The 17,897-nt window shown below is 72.3% G+C and carries 3 protein-coding genes; all 3 read left to right on the plus strand.

What is annotated here, in order from left to right; all coding sequences use genetic code 11:
* Nucleotides 1-8: 8 nt before the first annotated feature.
* Genes ACYVOO_RS18685 through ACYVOO_RS18695 form a run of 3 tightly spaced genes read left to right on the plus strand, consistent with a single transcriptional unit; the run spans nucleotide 9 to nucleotide 17,818 of the window.
* Nucleotides 9-10,904 (plus strand): amino acid adenylation domain-containing protein, encoded by a 10,896-nt coding sequence (locus ACYVOO_RS18685; RefSeq protein ID WP_461016769.1) that lies wholly within the window; start codon nucleotides 9-11, stop codon nucleotides 10,902-10,904.
* Nucleotides 10,905-10,949: 45 nt separating this feature from the next.
* Nucleotides 10,950-16,823 (plus strand): condensation domain-containing protein, encoded by a 5,874-nt coding sequence (locus tag ACYVOO_RS18690; RefSeq protein ID WP_461016770.1) that lies wholly within the window; start codon nucleotides 10,950-10,952, stop codon nucleotides 16,821-16,823.
* Nucleotides 16,820-17,818, plus strand: coding sequence for a 3-oxoacyl-ACP synthase (locus tag ACYVOO_RS18695; protein WP_461016771.1), 999 nt, complete (start codon nucleotides 16,820-16,822; stop codon nucleotides 17,816-17,818). Before ACYVOO_RS18690 ends, ACYVOO_RS18695 begins: the two co-directional genes overlap by 4 nt.
* Nucleotides 17,819-17,897 lie beyond the last annotated feature (79 nt).

The raw sequence follows: 17,897 nt of genomic DNA on the forward strand, positions 1-17,897 counted from the left end.
TGGAGCAGATGGTGCTCACGCTTGAGGGGCGTGTTGATGCGGGGGTGTTGCGGTCGTCGTGGGAGGCGTTGCTGGAGCGGCATGGGGTGCTGCGGTCGGGTTTCCGTCTGCTCGCTGGGATGGAGGAGCCCGTTCAGATGGTTGTGCGGCATGCGGTTCTTCCGTGGCGTGAGGAGGATGTGTCCGGGTTGGGGGAGGGGGCGGCCTGGGTGGAGGCGGAGCGGATTGGTGCCGAGGACCGGGTCCGCCGTTTCGATCTCGCGTGTCCGCCGTTGTTGAGGGTGGCGTTGGTCAAGGTGGCCGGGGGGCGTTACCGGATGCTGGTGACGTTGCATCACATTCTGTTGGACGGCTGGTCGTTGCCGGTCCTGATGCGGGAGTTGTGGGCTTGCTACGCGGCCGGGGGCAGTGCGTCCGGCCTTCCCGCCGTGGCTCCGTACCGTGACTATCTGGCCTGGCTGACCCGTCAGGACAAGCAGGCAGCCCGCGACGCCTGGCAGGACGCACTCGCCGGGCTGGAGGAACCCACCCGTGTCGCACCGGCCGATCCCGCTGGAGCGGGCTCTCTGCCGGACAAGGTGACCACGACGGTGGACACGTGGCTGACTGCTTCCTTGCATGAGCTGGCCCGTAGTCATGGGGTGACGCTGAACACGGTCGTGCAGGTGGCGTGGGCCGTGGTCCTGGGTCAGCTCGTCGGGCGTCGTGACGTGGTCTTCGGCGCCACCGTGGCCGGGCGTCCCGCCGATCTGCCCGGCATGGAGAACATGCTCGGCCTGTTCATCAACACCGTGCCCGTGCGCGTGCGGCTCGATCCGGCCCAGACCGTGACCGCGCTGCTGGCAGGGCTCCAGGCCCAGCAGTCGGCGCTGCTGGACCACCAGCACCTGAGCCTCACCGAGATCCAGCGGCTCGCCGGCCCCGGCGCCACCTTCGACACCCTCCTCGCCTACGAGAACTATCCGGGCGACCCATTCGCGCAACCTTCCTCCGAGGCGTTCTCTCTCACGGATGCCGACCTGCGTGAATCGACCGACTTCACGCTCGCGTTGGGAGTGAAAGCGCACCACGACAACCTCGTCCTCCGATACGACCACCGGCCCGAGGTGCTCGATGCGTCGGCTGTTCATGCCCTGTCCGACCGTCTGGTGCGGGTACTGGAGCAGGTGGCCGCCGACCCCGATGTGCGCTTGGCGCATGTCGAGATGCTGGGGGAGTCCGAGCGTGCGCGGGTGGTGGGGGAGTGGAACGACACGGTGCGGGTGTCGTCGGGTTCCGTGCCGGAGCTGTTCGCTGCGCGAGTGGCGTCGGCTCGGGACGTCCTGGCGGTGCGCTCCAGCGATCAGGCGTTGTCGTACGGGGAGTTGGAGGCGCGTGCCAACCAACTGGGCCGATATCTGAGGGGTCTGGGTGTGGGGCGCGAGTCGCGGGTGGGTCTGTGCCTGCCGCGTGGCGTCGACATGATCGTCGGGATGCTGGGTGTGTGGAAGGCCGGGGGCGCCTACGTCCCGCTCGACCCCGAGTACCCCGCCGACCGGCTCGTGTACATGGTGTCCGACAGCGCGGCCACGGTTGTCCTGGCCGTTGGGGAGACGGTGGCGCAGGTCGAGGGCGGCACGGCCTCTGTGGTGGTGCTGGATGACCCGGACGTCGCAGCGGCCATCACGGCGGAGGAACCCGGACCGCTGGACGTGCCGGTGGTGCCTGAGCAGTTGGCGTATGTGATTTATACGTCGGGTTCGACGGGGCGGCCGAAGGGTGTGGCGGTCGCGCATGGTGGTGTGGCGAATCTGGCGGAGGTGATGCGTCCCGTCCTCGGTGTGGAGGAGGGGACGGTGGCGTTGCAGTTCGCGTCGTTCTCCTTCGACGCTGCGGTGCTGGATGTGGCCGTCACACTGGCCGGAGGCGGCACCCTCGCGATCGCCTCCGGCGAGGAGCGCACCGATCCGAAGGCGCTGGCCACCATGATCCGCGACGCTGGAGTGAGCGTCGCAAGCGTCGTGCCCTCCCTCCTCGGCGTACTCGATCCGTCCACCGTGTGGGGCGTGGAGAACTGGGTGCTGGGCGCGGAACGCCTCAGCGCCGACCTGGCCGCCAAGTGGCGGGCCCAGTCGAGGGTGTGGAACACGTATGGCCCGACCGAGGCCACCGTCATCACCACCGCCACCCTCCTGAACGAGGGCATCACCCCCGACGACACCCCGCCCACGATCGGCGCCCCGATCGGCAACACACAGGTCTTCGTCCTGGACGGATTCCTGCGGCCGGTGCCTCCTGGTGTGACGGGTGAGCTCTATGTCTCGGGCGCGGGACTCGCACGCGGATACGTGGGCCGCCCGGACCTGACCGCCGACCGTTTCGTCGCCAACCCCTTCGTGCCGGGTGCCCGTATGTACCGCTCGGGCGACCTGGCCCGCTGGACGGCCGACGGTCTGCTGGAGTTCGCGGGCCGAGCCGACGAGCAGGTCAAGATCCGCGGCTTCCGTATCGAGCCCGGCGAGATCGAGTCCGTGCTCGCCGCCCACCCCGACGTCGGACAGGCCGCCGTCGTGGTCCGCGAACACCGGCCCGGGGACAAGCGGCTCGTCGCCTACGTCGTAGCCGACGGACGAGAGACCGACACGCGGCAACTACGCGAACACGTGGCCACGGTCCTGCCCGAGTACATGGTGCCGTCGGCGGTCATCGCCCTCGACCAGATGCCGCTGACGCCCAACGGCAAGCTCGACAGGCCCGCGCTGGTGGCACTGTCGGCCCTCCCGGCGGACGGCCCGTTCGAAGAGGCTTCCCAGCAGATGCCCGGCAGCGCTCTGCTGTGCGGCTTGTTCGGTGAGGTGCTCGGACTGGAGCGGGTGGGCCCGGGCGACAGCTTCTTCGCGCTCGGCGGTGACTCGATCCTGTCGATGCTGCTGGTCTCGCACGCACGTCGCGCGGGCCTGGTGATCACGTCGCGCCAGGTTTTCGAGCACCGTACCCCCGCCGGTCTCGCGGCCGTGGCCGTGGCCGTCGCCGTCGCCACGGATGCGGATGGGGGCAGGGCCGACGGTGCCGTGCCGAGCGGCATGCCAGCCACCGGCGAGGTCCCGCTGACCCCGGTCATGCGGGAACTGCTGGACCGGGCCGGTCCGGAGGAGGCTGCCAAGGTCTTCCAGTCGGCGACGTTGGTGACCCCGGCCGGGCTGGACCCGGCGGCGCTGACCGGTGCTCTGCGTGCCGTGCTGGACGGCCACGACGTGTTGCGGGCGAGGCTGGAGGGCGGGAGCGCGGACGAGGGCGAGGAGGGGAACGGGGGCGGGGGCGAGGGTGGTTGGCGGCTGGTGGTTCCCGAGGCGAGCGCCGTCGCCGTCGCCGCCGAGGAACTCTTGCACCGGGTTGACGTCACAGGACAGGACCCCGGACCGGCGGCCGAGGCGCGGCTGCGGTGGGCCGTGGAGCGGCTGGACCCGCGCTCCGGCGTGATGCTTCAGGCAGTGTGGCTCGACGCGGGGCCGGGCGAGCCCGGACGGTTGCTTCTCGCGATCAGTCACTTCGTGGTGGACACGGTGTCCTGGCAGATCCTGCTGCCCGACCTGGAGCGGGCCTACGCGGCACTGGCGGACGGCCACCGGCCCGTGCTCGATCCGGTGGCCACGCCGTTCCGGCAGTGGGCGTGCGAGGTGGCCGCGCAGGCCACCGACGCGCGACGGACCGGTGAACTGTCCTACTGGACGCGTCTGTTGAGCGCACGTGACCCGTTACTGACCCTGGAACCCGTGGACCCGGACCGTGACACCGAGGCGACGGTGCGGCGGGTGTCGGTCGAGGTGCCTTCCCAGGTGACATCGGCGCTGCTGACGGCCGTGCCGACGGCGTTCCACGCGGGCGTCGACGATGTGCTTCTGGCGGGCCTCGCGGCGGCGGTCGGCGAGTGGCGAGTGGCGACCGTCGCCGCGGGCGGATTCCTGGTGGACGTGGAGGGGCACGGACGTGTGCCGCTGAGCGCGGGAGCCGACCTGTCGCGGACGGTGGGCTGGTTCACCGGCATCCACCCGGTGAAGCTGAACGCCGGTGCCGTTCGCGGCACCGAGGTGCGTGAGGGCGGCCCCGCCGCTGGCCGTGTGGTCAAGCGGGTCAAGGAGCAGCTACGGGACGTGCCCGGCGACGGGCTCGGCTACGGCATGCTGCGGTACCTCAACCCCGAGACGGCCGCCGCCCTGTCCGGCCTCGCCACGGCCCAGATCGGGTTCACCTATCTCGGCCGCCTCCCGTCCCGTGGCGGCGACTGGCAGCCCGCGGCCACGCCCGCACCCGGCGCCCCCGCACCCGAGACCGCACCCAGCGCCCCCGCCCCCGAGACCGCGCCCGAGACCACACCCGGCGCCGCCCTCCACAGCTCCGCCCCGGTCATGCACGCCCTGGAGATCCAGGCCCTGGCCCAGGACGGGCCCGGCGGTGGCCCGGAGCTGACCCTCCGGCTCTCCTGGCCGGAGCGGCTGCTGGAGGAGGCGGACGCGCGGAAGCTGCTCGACATCTGGGCGGCCGTGCTCGCTGGTGTGGCCACCCACGCCGCCGGACCCGACAGCGGTGGCCGCACCCCCTCGGACACCCCGCTGGTCACGCTGCGGCAGAGCCAGGTCGAGGAACTGGAGACGGCGATCCCGAAGCTGTCCGAGGTGCTGCCGGTGACACCCCTCCAGGAAGGGCTGCTCTTCCACGCCCTCTTCGACGGCCAGGCCGAGGACGTCTACGTCGAGCAGATCATCCTCGACCTCCAGGGCGAGCTGAGCGCACCGTCGATGCGCAGGTCCTGGCAGGCACTCGTGGACCGGCACACCAGCCTGCGCGCCGGTTTCTGGCAGTTGACGGGACGCAAGCATCCCGTCCAGGTGATCCCCCAGCAGGTGACGCTGCCCTGGCGCGAGGAAGACCTGTCGGGGCTGACCGCAGAGGCCGCCTGGGAGGAGTCGGAGCGCATCGGCGTCGAGGAGCGCGCCCGCCGCTTTGACCTCGCGCGCCCGCCGCTGCTGAAGGTGCTGCTGGTCAAGGTGGCAGCGGACCACTACCGGATGATGATCACGCTGCACCACATCCTGCTGGACGGCTGGTCCCTGCCGATCCTGATGCGGGAGCTGTGGACGTGCTACGCGGCCGGCGGAAGCGCGAGCGCCCTCCCCGAAGTCGCCCCCTACCGAGACTACTTCGGCTGGCTGGCCGACCGGGACCAGCAGGAGGCCCGCGCGGCGTGGCGGCAGGCGCTGGACGGGCTGGAGGAACCCACCCTCGTCGCACCGCTCGCGCCTACGGCCGTGTCCACCGTGTCGAACGTGGTGACCGTCGCCGCCGACGAGAAGCTGGCCCGAGAGCTGAACGCGCTGGCCCGCGCCCGCAGTCTGACGCTGAACACGGTGTTGCAGGCGGCCTGGGCCGTCGTGGTCGGACAGCTGGCCGGACGACGGGACGTGGTCTTCGGCGCCACCGTCTCAGGCCGCCCCGCCGAACTGCCCGGCATGGAGGACATGCTCGGCCTGTTCATCAACACCGTCCCCGTCCGCGTACGGCTCGATCCGGGCCTGACGGTCGGCGAGCTGCTGGCCGGTCTCCAGGCACAGCAGGCGGCGCTGCTGGACCACCAGCATCTGGCGCTCACGGAGATCCAGCGGCTCGCCGGGCCGGGCGCGGGCTTCGACACCCTGCTGGCCTTCGGCAACTACCCGGACGACCCGACCGCCGTAGCCCCCTCCGTCGAGGGCCTGACGCTCACGGGCACCGCGACCCGCGAATCGACGCACTTCGCGTTGGCCCTCGGCGCCAAACCCGCCCACGGCGGCCTGGAACTGCGCCTGGACCACAGGCCCGAGCTGTTCGACGAGGACACCGTCCGGGAGACCGGCCACCGTCTCGTGCGAGTGCTGGAGCAGTTCGCGGCCGACCAGCGGCTGCGGCTGGGCGACCTCGACACCCTGCCGGAGAGCGAACGGGAACGGCTGACTTCGGGCCCGGACCAGACACCTGACGTGGCGCCGGGAGAGACGGTGACGGCGCGGTTCGGCCGCGTCGTCGAGCGCTGCCGGGACCTGACGGCCGTCGTGTCCGGCGAGGTGAGTCTGAGCTACGGGGAACTGGACGGCCGCTCGGACACGTTCGCCCGCTTCCTGACGGCACAGGGTGTGCGCTGCGGGGACCGGGTGGCCGTGACCCTGCCACGCTCGGCGGAACTGCTGGTCGTGCTGCTCGGGGTGGCCAAGGCGGGGGCGGCCTTCGTACCGCTCGACCCCGAAGGGCCGGCCGAGCGCACCGGGTTCCAGCGCGAGGACGCCGACACGGTCTTCGAGGTGACCGAGGCCGTGCTGCGGGACGCCGTGGCCGATCCCACCAGCGACCTCACGTCCGACCTCACATCCGGCCTCGTGACCGGCCCCATGACCGGGGTGTCCCCGGACTCCGCGTTCTACGTGATGTACACCTCCGGCTCCACTGGGACACCCAAGGGCGTCACGGCGACCCACGGCGGTGTCGCCGCACTGGCCGCCGACCCCTGCTGGGGCGACGTCGCCACCAGCCGGATGCTCTTCCACGCCCCGCACACCTTCGACGCCGCCACCCTGGAGATCTGGGTGCCGTTGCTGAACGGCGGCTGCGTCGTGGTGGCACCCGAGGACATCGTGGCCGACGCCGACCTGATCGCCGAGCTGGTGGCCGAAGCGGGACTGACCTCGGCGCATCTGACGGCCGGATTGTTCCGGGTACTGGCGCAGGAGTGCCCGGAGTGCTTCGAGGGGCTGAGCCATGTGCTCACGGGCGGCGACGTCGTGCCCGCTGAGGCCGTCGCCCGGGTGGCCGCCGCCTGCCCGGACACGTCGATCCGCCACCTGTACGGGCCCACCGAGACGACCATGTGCGCCACCGTCCACACGGTGCCGCCCGGCACGGTGGCACCTGATCCGCTGCCGCTGGGCGGCCCGCGTGCCGGGGTGGGTCTCTATGTGCTCGACGACGTGCTGCGGCCCGTGCCGGCGCACGTGCCCGGCGAACTGTATGTCGCCGGGAACGGCGTCGCCCTCGGCTACCTCGGGCGCCCCGGGCTCACCGCGGAACGCTTCGTCGCCTCCCCCTTCACCCCGGGCGCCCGCATGTACCGCACCGGGGACCGGGTCCGCCGTAACCGGCAGGGCGCGCTCGAATTCCTCGGCCGGACCGACGACCAGGTGAAGATCCGCGGCTACCGCGTCGAGCCGGACGAGATCGCCGCCGTCCTCGCGCGTTCCCCTGAGGTCGCCCAGGCGGCAGTCGTCGTCAGCGAGGACAGGGCGGCGAACAAGCGCCTGGTCGCGTACGTCGTGCCCGACACCCGGGGAGCACAGATCGGCGACGCGGTACGGCAGTACGCGGCCGCACGCCTCCCCGAGTACATGACGCCCGCGGAGACCGTCGTCGTGGACCGGCTGCCGCTGACGGCGAACGGCAAGGTCGACCGCTCCGCGCTGGTCCCCGCCGAGACAGGCGGCAAGGCGCTCACCCCGCAGGAGGAGATCCTCTGCTTCCTCTTCGGACAGCTCCTGGAGACACCGCACGTCGGCGCCGACGACAGCTTCTTCCAGCTCGGCGGCGACTCGCTGCTCGCCACCCGGCTGGTCGGGCGGATACGCACGGTGCTGGGAGTCGAGCTGTCCAACCGGATGCTGTTCGAGGCACCGACCCCCGCGCTGCTCGCCCGGCGCCTCGGCGGGCTCGCGGCGGCCCGCCCCGCCATCGTCCGCGCGGAGCGCCCGAGGCCGCTGCCGATGTCCCCGGGGCAGCAGCGCATGTGGTTCCTCGACCGGCTCGTCGGCCCGGACAACGCCAGCAACATCGTGCTGAGCGTGCGGCTGAGCGGCAGCCTGGACGTGGCCGCGCTGGAGGCCGCCTGGGGCGACACCGTCGAACGCCACGAGACGCTGCGGACGGTCTACGGGGAGGCCGCCGGCGTCCCGTACCAGAAGGTGCTGGACGAGGTGGACACCCGCGTGCCGACGGTGCGGGTGCGCGAGGAGGAACTGCCCGCCGCCCTCGCCGAGGGCGCGGCACGCGGCTTCGACCTGGAAGCGGGCCCGCCCTGGCGCGCCACCGTGTTCGCGGCCGGCCCCGAGGAACATGTGCTGCTGGTCGTCGTGCACCACATCGCCGCCGACGGGTGGTCGGTGGACGTGCTGCTGCGCGACCTCGCGGCCGGGTACGCGGCACGGATACGCGGGCGGGCCCCGGACCGCCCCCCACTGCCCGTGCAGTACGCCGACTTCACCCTGTGGCAGCGTGAGCTGCTGCGGGACGAGGAGGACCCGGAGAGCCTGTTCGGCCGTCAACTCGCCTACTGGACACAGACGTTGAGGGACCTGCCCGGCGAGCTGGACCTGCCCTTCGACCGGCCACGTGCCCAGGCGGCGAGCCACCGGGGCCGCACCCTCTCGGTCCTGCTGCCCGCACGGGCGCACCAGCGGCTGCGGGAGATCGCCCGCGAGTGCGATGCCACCGTCGCCATGGTGACGCGTGCCGCGACCGCGGTGCTGCTGTCCCGGCTGGGAGCGGGCGACGACATCCCCTTCGGGCTGGCGGTCGCGGGCCGTGGCGACGAGGTCCTCGACGAGCAGGTGGGCTACTTCCTCAACACCCTGGTGCTCCGCACCGACGTCGGCGGCAACCCCACCTTCGCCGAGCTGGTCCGCCGGGTCAGGGAGGCCGATCTCTCCGCATACGCCCATCAGGATCTGCCGTTCGACCGCCTGGTGGAGGTCCTCAACCCCGACCGCTCCCTGTCCCGGCAGTCGCTGTTCCAGGTCGGCTTCGCCTTCCACAACACCCCGGCGGCCAGACCCGCGCTCCCCGGCCTCAGCGTGAAGTTCGAGCCCTTCGAGGCGTCGTCGGCGGAGTTCGACCTGGCGTTCCTGATCCGTGAGCTGACCGGCACAGGCGGCGAGCCCGACGGACTGTCGTGCCAGCTCCAGTACGCGACGGACCTGTTCGACGAGAGCACCGTCCGCGCCGTCGCCGAGCGGCTGATCCGGGTGCTGACCCGGGTGGCGGACGACCCCCGGGCCCGTATCGGCGAACTCGACGTGCTGGACGACACCGAGCGTGCCCTGGTCCTCGCGGGAGGAGAGGGGCGGGAGCGCACGCTCCCGCCGGGCACCGTGGTCGGCCTCATCCGGGAGCAGGCACGTCGGACACCGGAGACGACGGCGGTGCGGTGCGGCTCCGTGACCGTGTCGTACGCGGAACTGGAGCAGCGGTCCGACCGCCTGGCACGCCATCTGACGGGCCTCGGCGTGGGCGCGGAGAGCCTGGTCGGCCTGTGCCTGCCGCGTGGAGCCGGCATGATCGTGGCGCAGTTGGCCGTCTGGAAGGCGGGTGGCGCGTACGTACCGCTGGACCCGGAATATCCGGCGGAACGGCTGGCCTTCATGGTCGCCGACAGCGCCGCGGTAGTGGTGCTCGGCACCGCAGGGACGCTGGCGCGGGTCCCCCTGCGGCCCGGTCAGGGCCTGCTGCTGGAGGAAGCGGAACAGGCCGCCGCGGCGGGCCCCGGCCCCACTCCGCCGAGACCCCTGCTTCTGGACCAGTTGGCCTACGTGATCTACACGTCGGGTTCCACGGGCCGCCCCAAGGGCGTGGCCGTCTCCCACCGGGCGCTGCTGAACACGGCGGAGGGGATGCGGGCTGGGCTGGGCGCGGCCGAGGGCGTGGTGACACTTCAGTTCGCCTCGTTCAGCTTCGACGCGTCGGTGCTGGATGTGGCGGGCACCCTGACCTGCGGCGGCACGCTGGCCATCGCCTCCGAACGGGAGCGGGTCGACCCGGACGCGCTGTCCAGGATGATCCGGGAGTCGGGCGCGAGTGTGGCCAGCGTGGTGCCTTCGCTGCTGGGAGTGCTGGACCCCGGGACGGTGACCGGGGTGCGCCACTGGCTGCTGGGCGGCGAGCGACTGACCTCGGATCTCGTCAGCCGCTGGAGAAGCCGTGCGGTGATGTGGAACGGATACGGGCCCACCGAGACGACGGTGATGTCCGCCGCCGTCGCACTGCCGGAGGGCTCAGGACCCACCGACCCCTCGCCGCCCCTCGGCCGCCCGGTCGACAACATGCGGCTCTACGTACTGAACGGCTTCCTCCAGCCGGTCCCGGCCGGCACCACGGGCGAGCTCTACATCGCGGGACCCGGCCTGGGCCGGGGCTACGTCGGCCGCCCGGGTCTCACTGGCGAACGGTTCGTGGCCTGCCCCTATGTGCCGGGCGCGCGGATGTACCGGACCGGGGACCTCGTGAAATGGGGCGCCGGGGGAGAGCTGCTGTTCGTGGGCCGTGCCGACGACCAGGTCAAGATCCGGGGCTTCCGTATCGAACCCGGCGAGATCGAGGCGCTGCTGGCCTCCCACCCGGACGTCGCCCGGGCCACGGTGACCGTCAGGGAGGACCGGCCGGGCGAGCGGCAACTGGTCGGCTACGTCGTCCCGGACGGCGGTAAGGCGGACCCGCAAATATTGCGCGAACACGTGGCCAGGGCGCTGCCCGACCACATGGTCCCGGCGGCGATCGTGCCGCTCGACGCGCTGCCGCTCACCCCGAGCGGCAAGATCGACCGGGCCGCGCTGCCCGCGCCCGCGCACGCACGCGCGGCGGGGGAGCGGGGCCCGCGCACCGCGACGGAGCGTGCCGTGCACCGCGTCTGGTGCGAGGTGCTGGGCCACGAGGAGTTCGGCATGCGGGAGAAGTTCTTCGACATGGGCGGCACCTCCCTGTCCCTGCTGACGGTGCGCAACGAACTCGCCCGCCTCAGCGGCGAGGAACTTCCCGTCGCGCTGCTCTTCGAATTCTCGACCATCGAAGCCATGGCCGAGGCGGTCGACCGCCGCCGGCCGCTGTCCGTCGACGACGAGCACACCTACGAGCTGTAGCGGAAGCCGGACCTGTCCCGGACCGATTCGAACATCGGAGAAGAGATGAGGAAGGACGACGTCGCGATCATCGGGGCTGCCGGGATCTTTCCCGGCGCCGCCGACCTCGCCGCGTTCCACACCAACCTGCGGTCGGGACGGGAAAGCGTCGGCATGCCGGGAGCCGACCGGATGCGATCCAGTGACGACGACCCCGACGTGCCGTACCTCGCCATGGGATACCTCGACCGCATCGACCTGTTCGACCACGAGCTGTTCGGACTGCCCCGCCGCGAGGCCGAGCTGATGGAGCCGCACCAGCGGCTGCTGGCGCTCCTCACCCACCAGGCGATCGAATCCGCCGGGTACGCGCCCGCGGCGTTGCGCGGTACGGATGCCGCGGTGCTGCTCGCGGCGATCGACCCGGGAGCGGCTGCGGGGGGCGAGCGGGACGTGGAGTCCATCCTCGGCACCTCCACCGCGGCCCTGGCCGCACGGCTCAGCTACCTGTTCGACCTCCAGGGGCCCGCTCTGGTGGTGGACACCGCGTGCAGCAGCGGGCTGTCCGCGCTGGGGCTCGCGGTGGGCAAGCTGCGGGCGCGGGAGGTGCCACTCGCGGTCGTCGGCGGCGTCAACCTCTTCCCCCGGCTCATCAGGCGCGCCGACTGGATACCCATGCAGGGCCTGGAGTCCGGGGACCAGCACTGCCGCCCCTTCGACGCCGCGGCCGACGGGCTGGTCGCCGGGGAGGGAGGCGGCATCGTCCTGCTGAAGCCGCTGACCGACGCGGTCACCGACGGCGACAACGTACTGGCCGTCCTCAAGGGCATCGCCGTCAACCACAACGGCTTCCGCGCCGCCAGCATGGCGGCGCCCAGCCAGCTCGGCCAGGCGAAGGTGATGACCGACGCGTGGCGGGACGGCCAGGTCGACGCGGGGACGATCGGCTACATCGAGTGCCACGGCTCCGGCACACCGCTCGGCGACGTCGTCGAGGTGGAGGCACTGCGCCGCGCCTTCGCCGAATCGGGCGTGACCGGGCGCCAGTGCGCCATCAGCTCCGTCAAGGCGAACATCGGGCACCTGGGGAACTCGGCCGGTATCGCCGGACTCTTCAAGGTCATGTCGGCCCTGCGGCACGGCACGCACTACCCGGCCGCCAACTTCAGCACCCCCAACCCGCTCATCGACTTCGGCGGCCCGGTGTACGTGAGCACCGATGACCGGCCCTGGCAGCCCGAGAACACCCCGCGCCGCGCTGGCCTGAGCAGTTGGGGCCTGACCGGCACCAACGTGCACGCGGTGCTGGAGCAGCCGCCCGCAGCCTCCCGCCAGCCGGTGAGCGCGTCCGGCGCCGAACCGCTCGCGGAGCGGGACGCGGCGACGGCCACAGGCCAGTGCACGGAACTGGTCACCGTCTCCGCCGCTGCGCTCTCCGCACTCGACCGCTACCGCGGCCTGGTCGCCGCCTTCGCCGAGCGTACGGACCAGCCTCTGCGGTCCGTGGCACACGCCCTGAACCGGGGACGCGACGACCACCCCTACCGGATCGCGGTCACCGCCGCTGACACCGGCGAACTGGCCGCGCGGCTGCGCGCCGCCACCCTGCCCGAGGAGGCGGCGGCCGACGCGCCCCGGCCGGTGCTGCTGTTCTCCGGGGACGCGCTCATCGACGACGAGGTCTGGGCGCGGCTGTGCACGGACTTCCCCGTACCCGCCGAGTGCCAGGGCCCGGAGACGGGGTCGCTGGGGCCCGCCGCCACGCTGGTCGTGCGGCAGTACGGACTGTGCCACGTCGCCGAATCGCTGGGACTGACGGACGTCAGCCTGATCGGCACGGGCGCGGGCAACCTGGCCGTCCGCGCCGCACGGGGGCGGATCACGCTCGCGGCGGCCGTCGCCGAGGCGGCGGGACACCGGCTGACCGCCGAACTGGACCGGTCACGGCTGGAGAGGGTGGTGGCCGGATTCGTCAGGGACGGCGCGGTCGCGGTGGTGCTGGGCGACGGCGGAGTCCTGGCGCGGGAGATCGCCGCGCTGGCGCCCGGACTTCCGGTGGTCGGGCTGGCCGCCGACGGCTCCCGGAGCGGCGTCCTGGAACGGCTCGGCAGGCTGTACGCGCTCGGTGCCCCCCTCGACTGGGACCGCCACTACCGGGACAACCCCCCGCCGCGCATCGAGGCCCCCACCTACCCCTTCGAGCCGACCCGCTGCCGCCTGCCCGCCAGGCCCCGGCCCGGCGAAGGTCCGACGGAGGGGGCCGCCACGGCTCAGCCAGCCGTGGCACCCTCCGACCGGGCGGCGACCGAGAGCAGGGTCGCCGCGATCTGGACGGAACTGCTGGAGGAACCGGACATCGGGCCCGACGCGGACTACTTCATGCTCGGCGGCACCTCCCTCGTCGGCGTCGGACTGCTCCGCCGCCTCCAGCAGCACTTCGGCGTGGAGGTCACCTTCTCCGACCTCTACACGTACCGCACGGTCCGAGGGCTGGCCACGCGGCTGCTCGAACTCGCCGCGAGCGCCGAGGAGGACGGCACGGCGACGGCCGACGAGCCGATCACCCCGCTCCCGCCCGACCGCCCGATGCCCCTCTCGTTCGGCCAGGAACCACTCTGGTACCTCGACCAGGTCAACCCGGGCAGCCCGCTCTACAACGTCCCCGTCCTGGTCCATCTGAGGGGGCCGCTCGACGAGGAGGCCATGCAGGACGCGCTCGCCGACATGGCCGTACGGCACAAGGGCCTCCGGAGCCTCTTCCTGACCGATGACGGCGGCAGCCCCTATGTGACCTACACGGCACCCGAGCCCCTCATGGCGTCGGTCAACGTCAGCCGGATACCGGTGGAGCAGCGCCCGGGGCGTGTCCAGGACCTCATCCTGGACACCATCTCGGCCCCCTTCGACCTCACCAGGGACACCCCGTACCGCGCCCTCCTCATCAAGCTCGCCGAGGAGGAGCACGTCCTGGCTCTGACGCTCCATCACATCGTGTACGACGGGGGATCGACCCAGCTCTTCAGCCGAGACCTCTCCGCCTTCTACCGTGCGCGGACCACGGGCGAGGACCCCGGGCTCCCCGAACTGCCCGCGCAGTACCAGGACTTCGCCGCCTGGCACCGTTCCGCGCTGAGCGGGCCCCGGCTGGAGCGCGGGCTGGAGTTCTGGCGTGACCAGCTCGACGGGCTGAGCCGCCCCGAACTGCCCCTGGACCGCCCGCGCCCGGAGGTCCAGGAGTACGAGGGCGGTCAGGTCGCCTTCACCGTCGAAGCGGAAGTCGCCGAGCGGCTGCGCGAGTACAGCCGCAGGAACGGCGTCACGACCTTCGTGGCCATGCTCGCCGTGCTCGACGGGCTCATCCACCTCTGGTCGGGGCACGACGACGTCGTCATCGGGGTGGCGACCTCGGGACGCATCCACCCCGATGTGCAGGACCTCGTCGGCTACTTCAACAGCCTTCCGCCGTTCCGCACCCGCGGCATCAGCGAGGACATCTCCTTCGACTCCCTGGTGCGGCGGTGCGCGGACACCGTCGCCGGTGTCCTGGACCATGAGGAGATCCCCCTCAACAAGATCATCTCTGCCGGGAACATGCCGCGTGACCTGGCCAGGCACCCGCTGTACGACGTGACGTACACCTACCAGAACGTTCCCCAGTACCAGGGCGGGATGGTCGGCCTGGACGTGGGGCGCTACTGGGGGACCGACATCGGCGGCGTCGTGCCCGGCACCGCGAAGTTCGACCTCTCCTTCTCGCTCGTCGACTCCGGATCCGGCGCCATGATCGGGGAGGTCGAGTACGCGGCCTCGCTCTTCGACCACGCTACGGCGGAACATCTCGCGCGCTGGTTCCCGGCGCTGGCGACGGCGGCCGTCACGGAACCGGGCACGGCGATCGGGAGGCTGCCGCGTCCGGAGGGCCAGGCGCGGCGGGTGGAGCGGCCGACGGCGGAAAGCGTTCCTTCCGCGCCCGCCGGGACGGCGGCCCTTCCCGCCACCGGGACCGCGAGCGGTGCCCCGGAGACGGTACTTGCGGCAGCCGCAGCACCCGTCGCGAGCGGCCCCGGCGGGGAGGCCGCCGCACCGTCCGAGGGCGCGCAGAGCGTCCTGCGGCGGCTGTTCGGCGAACTCGTCGGCGCCGAGCGGGTCGGGCCCGAGGACGACTTCTTCGCGCTCGGCGGCGACTCGGTGATGTCCATCCAGCTCGTCGCGCGTGCCCGCAGGGCCGGAGTGGTCATCACCCAGCGGCAGTTGTTCCAGTTGAAGACCCCCGCGGCGCTCGCGGCGGTGGCCACGGGCCCGGCCACGGCGGCTGCCTCCGCCCCCGCGCAGGACACCCCGCGCGGTGGCACGGACCGCACCACGGCGCACCGGACCGCGACGGACCGCACCACCGTGGACCGGGTCCCGCTGACCCCGGTCATGCGGGACTTCGCCGAGCGGGCCGGAATGCCGGGCAGGTTCACCCAGAGCGTGGTGGTGGCGGTCCCCGCCGGACTGGACCGGGAGACACTGACCGCTGCGGCACGAGCGGTCGCGGCGCACCACGAGATGTTGCGGGCCCGCCTCGTACGCGAGGACGCCGAGGACCCGGCCTCCTGGGCGCTGGAGGTGGCAGCCCCGGAGACAGGAGGCACCGCACCCGAGTCGGCCACCGAGGTCCGCAGGGTGGACGCGACGGGCCTCGGCCCCGAAGCGCTGGCCGCACTGACCGAACGCAAGAGCGGCGAGGCCGCCGGGCAACTCGCCCCGGACACCGCGGACATGACCCGGTACGTATGGCTCGACCGGGGCGCCGAGGAGGAGGGGAGGCTGCTGATCGCCGTCCACCACCTGGTGGTCGACGTGCTGTCCTGGCAGGTACTGCTCCCCGACCTGGCGGCAGCCTGCGCGGCCCTCGCCTCCGGGAGCCCGGTGTCCCTCCCCCCGGTGCCGACCTCGTTCGGCCGGTGGGCACGGGAGCTGGCGGCGCAGGCCGAGGACTCCTCGTTGAAGGCCCAGCTCCCCGTGTGGGAAGCCGTCCTCGCACCGGGCGAACCGCAGTTCGGCGGACGCCCCCTCGACCCGGACCGTGACACGGTGGGGAAGGGCCAGCGTGTGCGTGTCCAGGTTCCCGCCGAGGTGACCGACGAACTGCTGACGGCCGTCCCCGCCGTCTTCTACACCGGGACGGGCGACGTCCTGCTGGCCGCGCTGACCACGGCCGTCGCCGAATGGCGGGCCGCGCGCGGCACCGGGGCGGGACCCGTGGTCATCGACGTGGAGGGCCACGGCCGTGAGCCGCTGGACGGCGAGATGGACCTGTCCAGGACCGTCGGCTGGTTCACCTCGTCCTACCCCGTACGCCTCGACCCCGGGGACATCGACTTCGCCGAGGTGCGGGCCGGAGGACCCTCGGCCGGACACGTCGTCAAACGGGTCAGGGAACAGCTCGGCACCATCCCCGGCAACGGCCTGGGCTACGGGCTGCTGCGTCATCTCGCCCCCGAGGCCGGGGCAGCGCTCGCCGGGCTGCCAGGAGCGTCGGTCGGCTTCAACTACCTCGGCACACTCTCCGGGACCGGGCCGGTCGCCGCACCGGGCGGGAACGGCGCCACCGGGCACGACGCGGCCGGGCACGACGCCGCCGACGGCTGGCGACTGCTGGAGACCGGCGGCGACCTGGAGGAGACCACGTTCCTCGGCCACGCCCTCGAAGCGATGGGCGCCGTCCACGAAGGGTCTGAGGGGCGGACGCTGGAACTGCTCCTGTGGGGCTCGGGCGAGCTGTTCGAGGAGAGCGAACTGGCCGAACTGTGCGAGAGCTGGGCAGCGGTCCTCACGGGGCTGGCGGCGCACGCAGCGCGGCCCGACGCGGGCGGGCACGTCCCGTCGGACTTCCCCTTGGTGTCGCTCAGCCAGGCCGAGGTCGAGGAACTGGAGCGGAGGGTCTCCGAATGAGCTTCGCCCTGCACACCCCCGTCACCCACCTGCCTGACCGGGTGCCCCTGGCCGACCTGCCGGAACTGGCCGGACAGACCGAGCAGGAACGCGCCTCCTGCCTGGCCCTCGGCATCGAACAGGTCACCGTCGGCGACGGCCTGTCCGCCGTGGACCTCGCGAGCAGCGCCGGAAAGCGCGCGCTCGCCGCCGCCGGACTCAGCCCGGACCGGCTCGACGGCCTGATCATGATCGAGTCCCGTGCCCCTGAGACCCTCTCCACCTCGGAGGTCACCCGGGTCCAGGCGGCGCTCGGCGCGCACCGGGCCTGGGCGTTCTCGGTGGGCGGGCTGGGCTGCGCCACCGTGGTGCCGGCGCTGCTCAGCGCGGGCGGCCTGCTCACGGCGTACCCCGAAGCGGGGCACATCCTCGTGCTGCACGGCAGCAAGCCCGTCACGCGCCGCCGCTACCGGCATCCGGTGACCGTCAACGGAGACAGCGGGCAGGCAGTCCTGGTGGCACGCCAGGGCCCGCTGCGCGTCAGGGACATCCTGCTGGAGACCAGCGGCGCCTACTGGGACCTGTTCCAGGTCGACTACCGCGACCACGACGCGGACCAGTGGCGAGAGGAGTGCACCGACCTGCCCCGCTACAGCTTCACGCTGGCGGTCGAGTCCAGGAAGCGGATCACGGACCTGGTGCGGCGGCTGCTGGAGCGCAACGGCGTGGACCGGGACGCCGTCTCCTGCTGGGTCGGCCAGAACCTGTCGTCCGCCGCACTGCGGGTCGTGGCCGAGGCACTGGACGTCAAGATCTCCGACGCGTGCGCCGACAACCTCCGCACCAACGGCCACCTCGGGCCCAACGACGCGCTGCTCAACCTGGAGACCGCGAGGGAACGCGGCGAACTGCCCGAGGGCGGGACGGCCGTGGTCCTCAACATGAGCCCGGCGGCGGCATGGAGCGCGATGCTCGTCGGACACGGGGAGCGGGACGGTGACGCACTCTTCCTCTGACGGCCGGACGAGCGGGTGTGCCCCCGCACCGGACCGACGTACCAGCCGGCACATGGAATCCGAACGAACGGTCCGACGA

The organism is Streptomyces daliensis, from assembly GCF_054782395.1.

Bases quoted from the DNA above. Each gene is read 5' to 3' on its own strand.
- ACYVOO_RS18685 (WP_461016769.1), top strand. From the start codon at position 9: ATGGTGCTCACGCTTGAGGGGCGTGTTGATGCGGGGGTGTTGCGGTCG.
- ACYVOO_RS18695 (WP_461016771.1), top strand. From the start codon at position 16,820: ATGAGCTTCGCCCTGCACACCCCCGTCACCCACCTGCCTGACCGGGTG.
- ACYVOO_RS18690 (WP_461016770.1), top strand. From the start codon at position 10,950: ATGAGGAAGGACGACGTCGCGATCATCGGGGCTGCCGGGATCTTTCCC.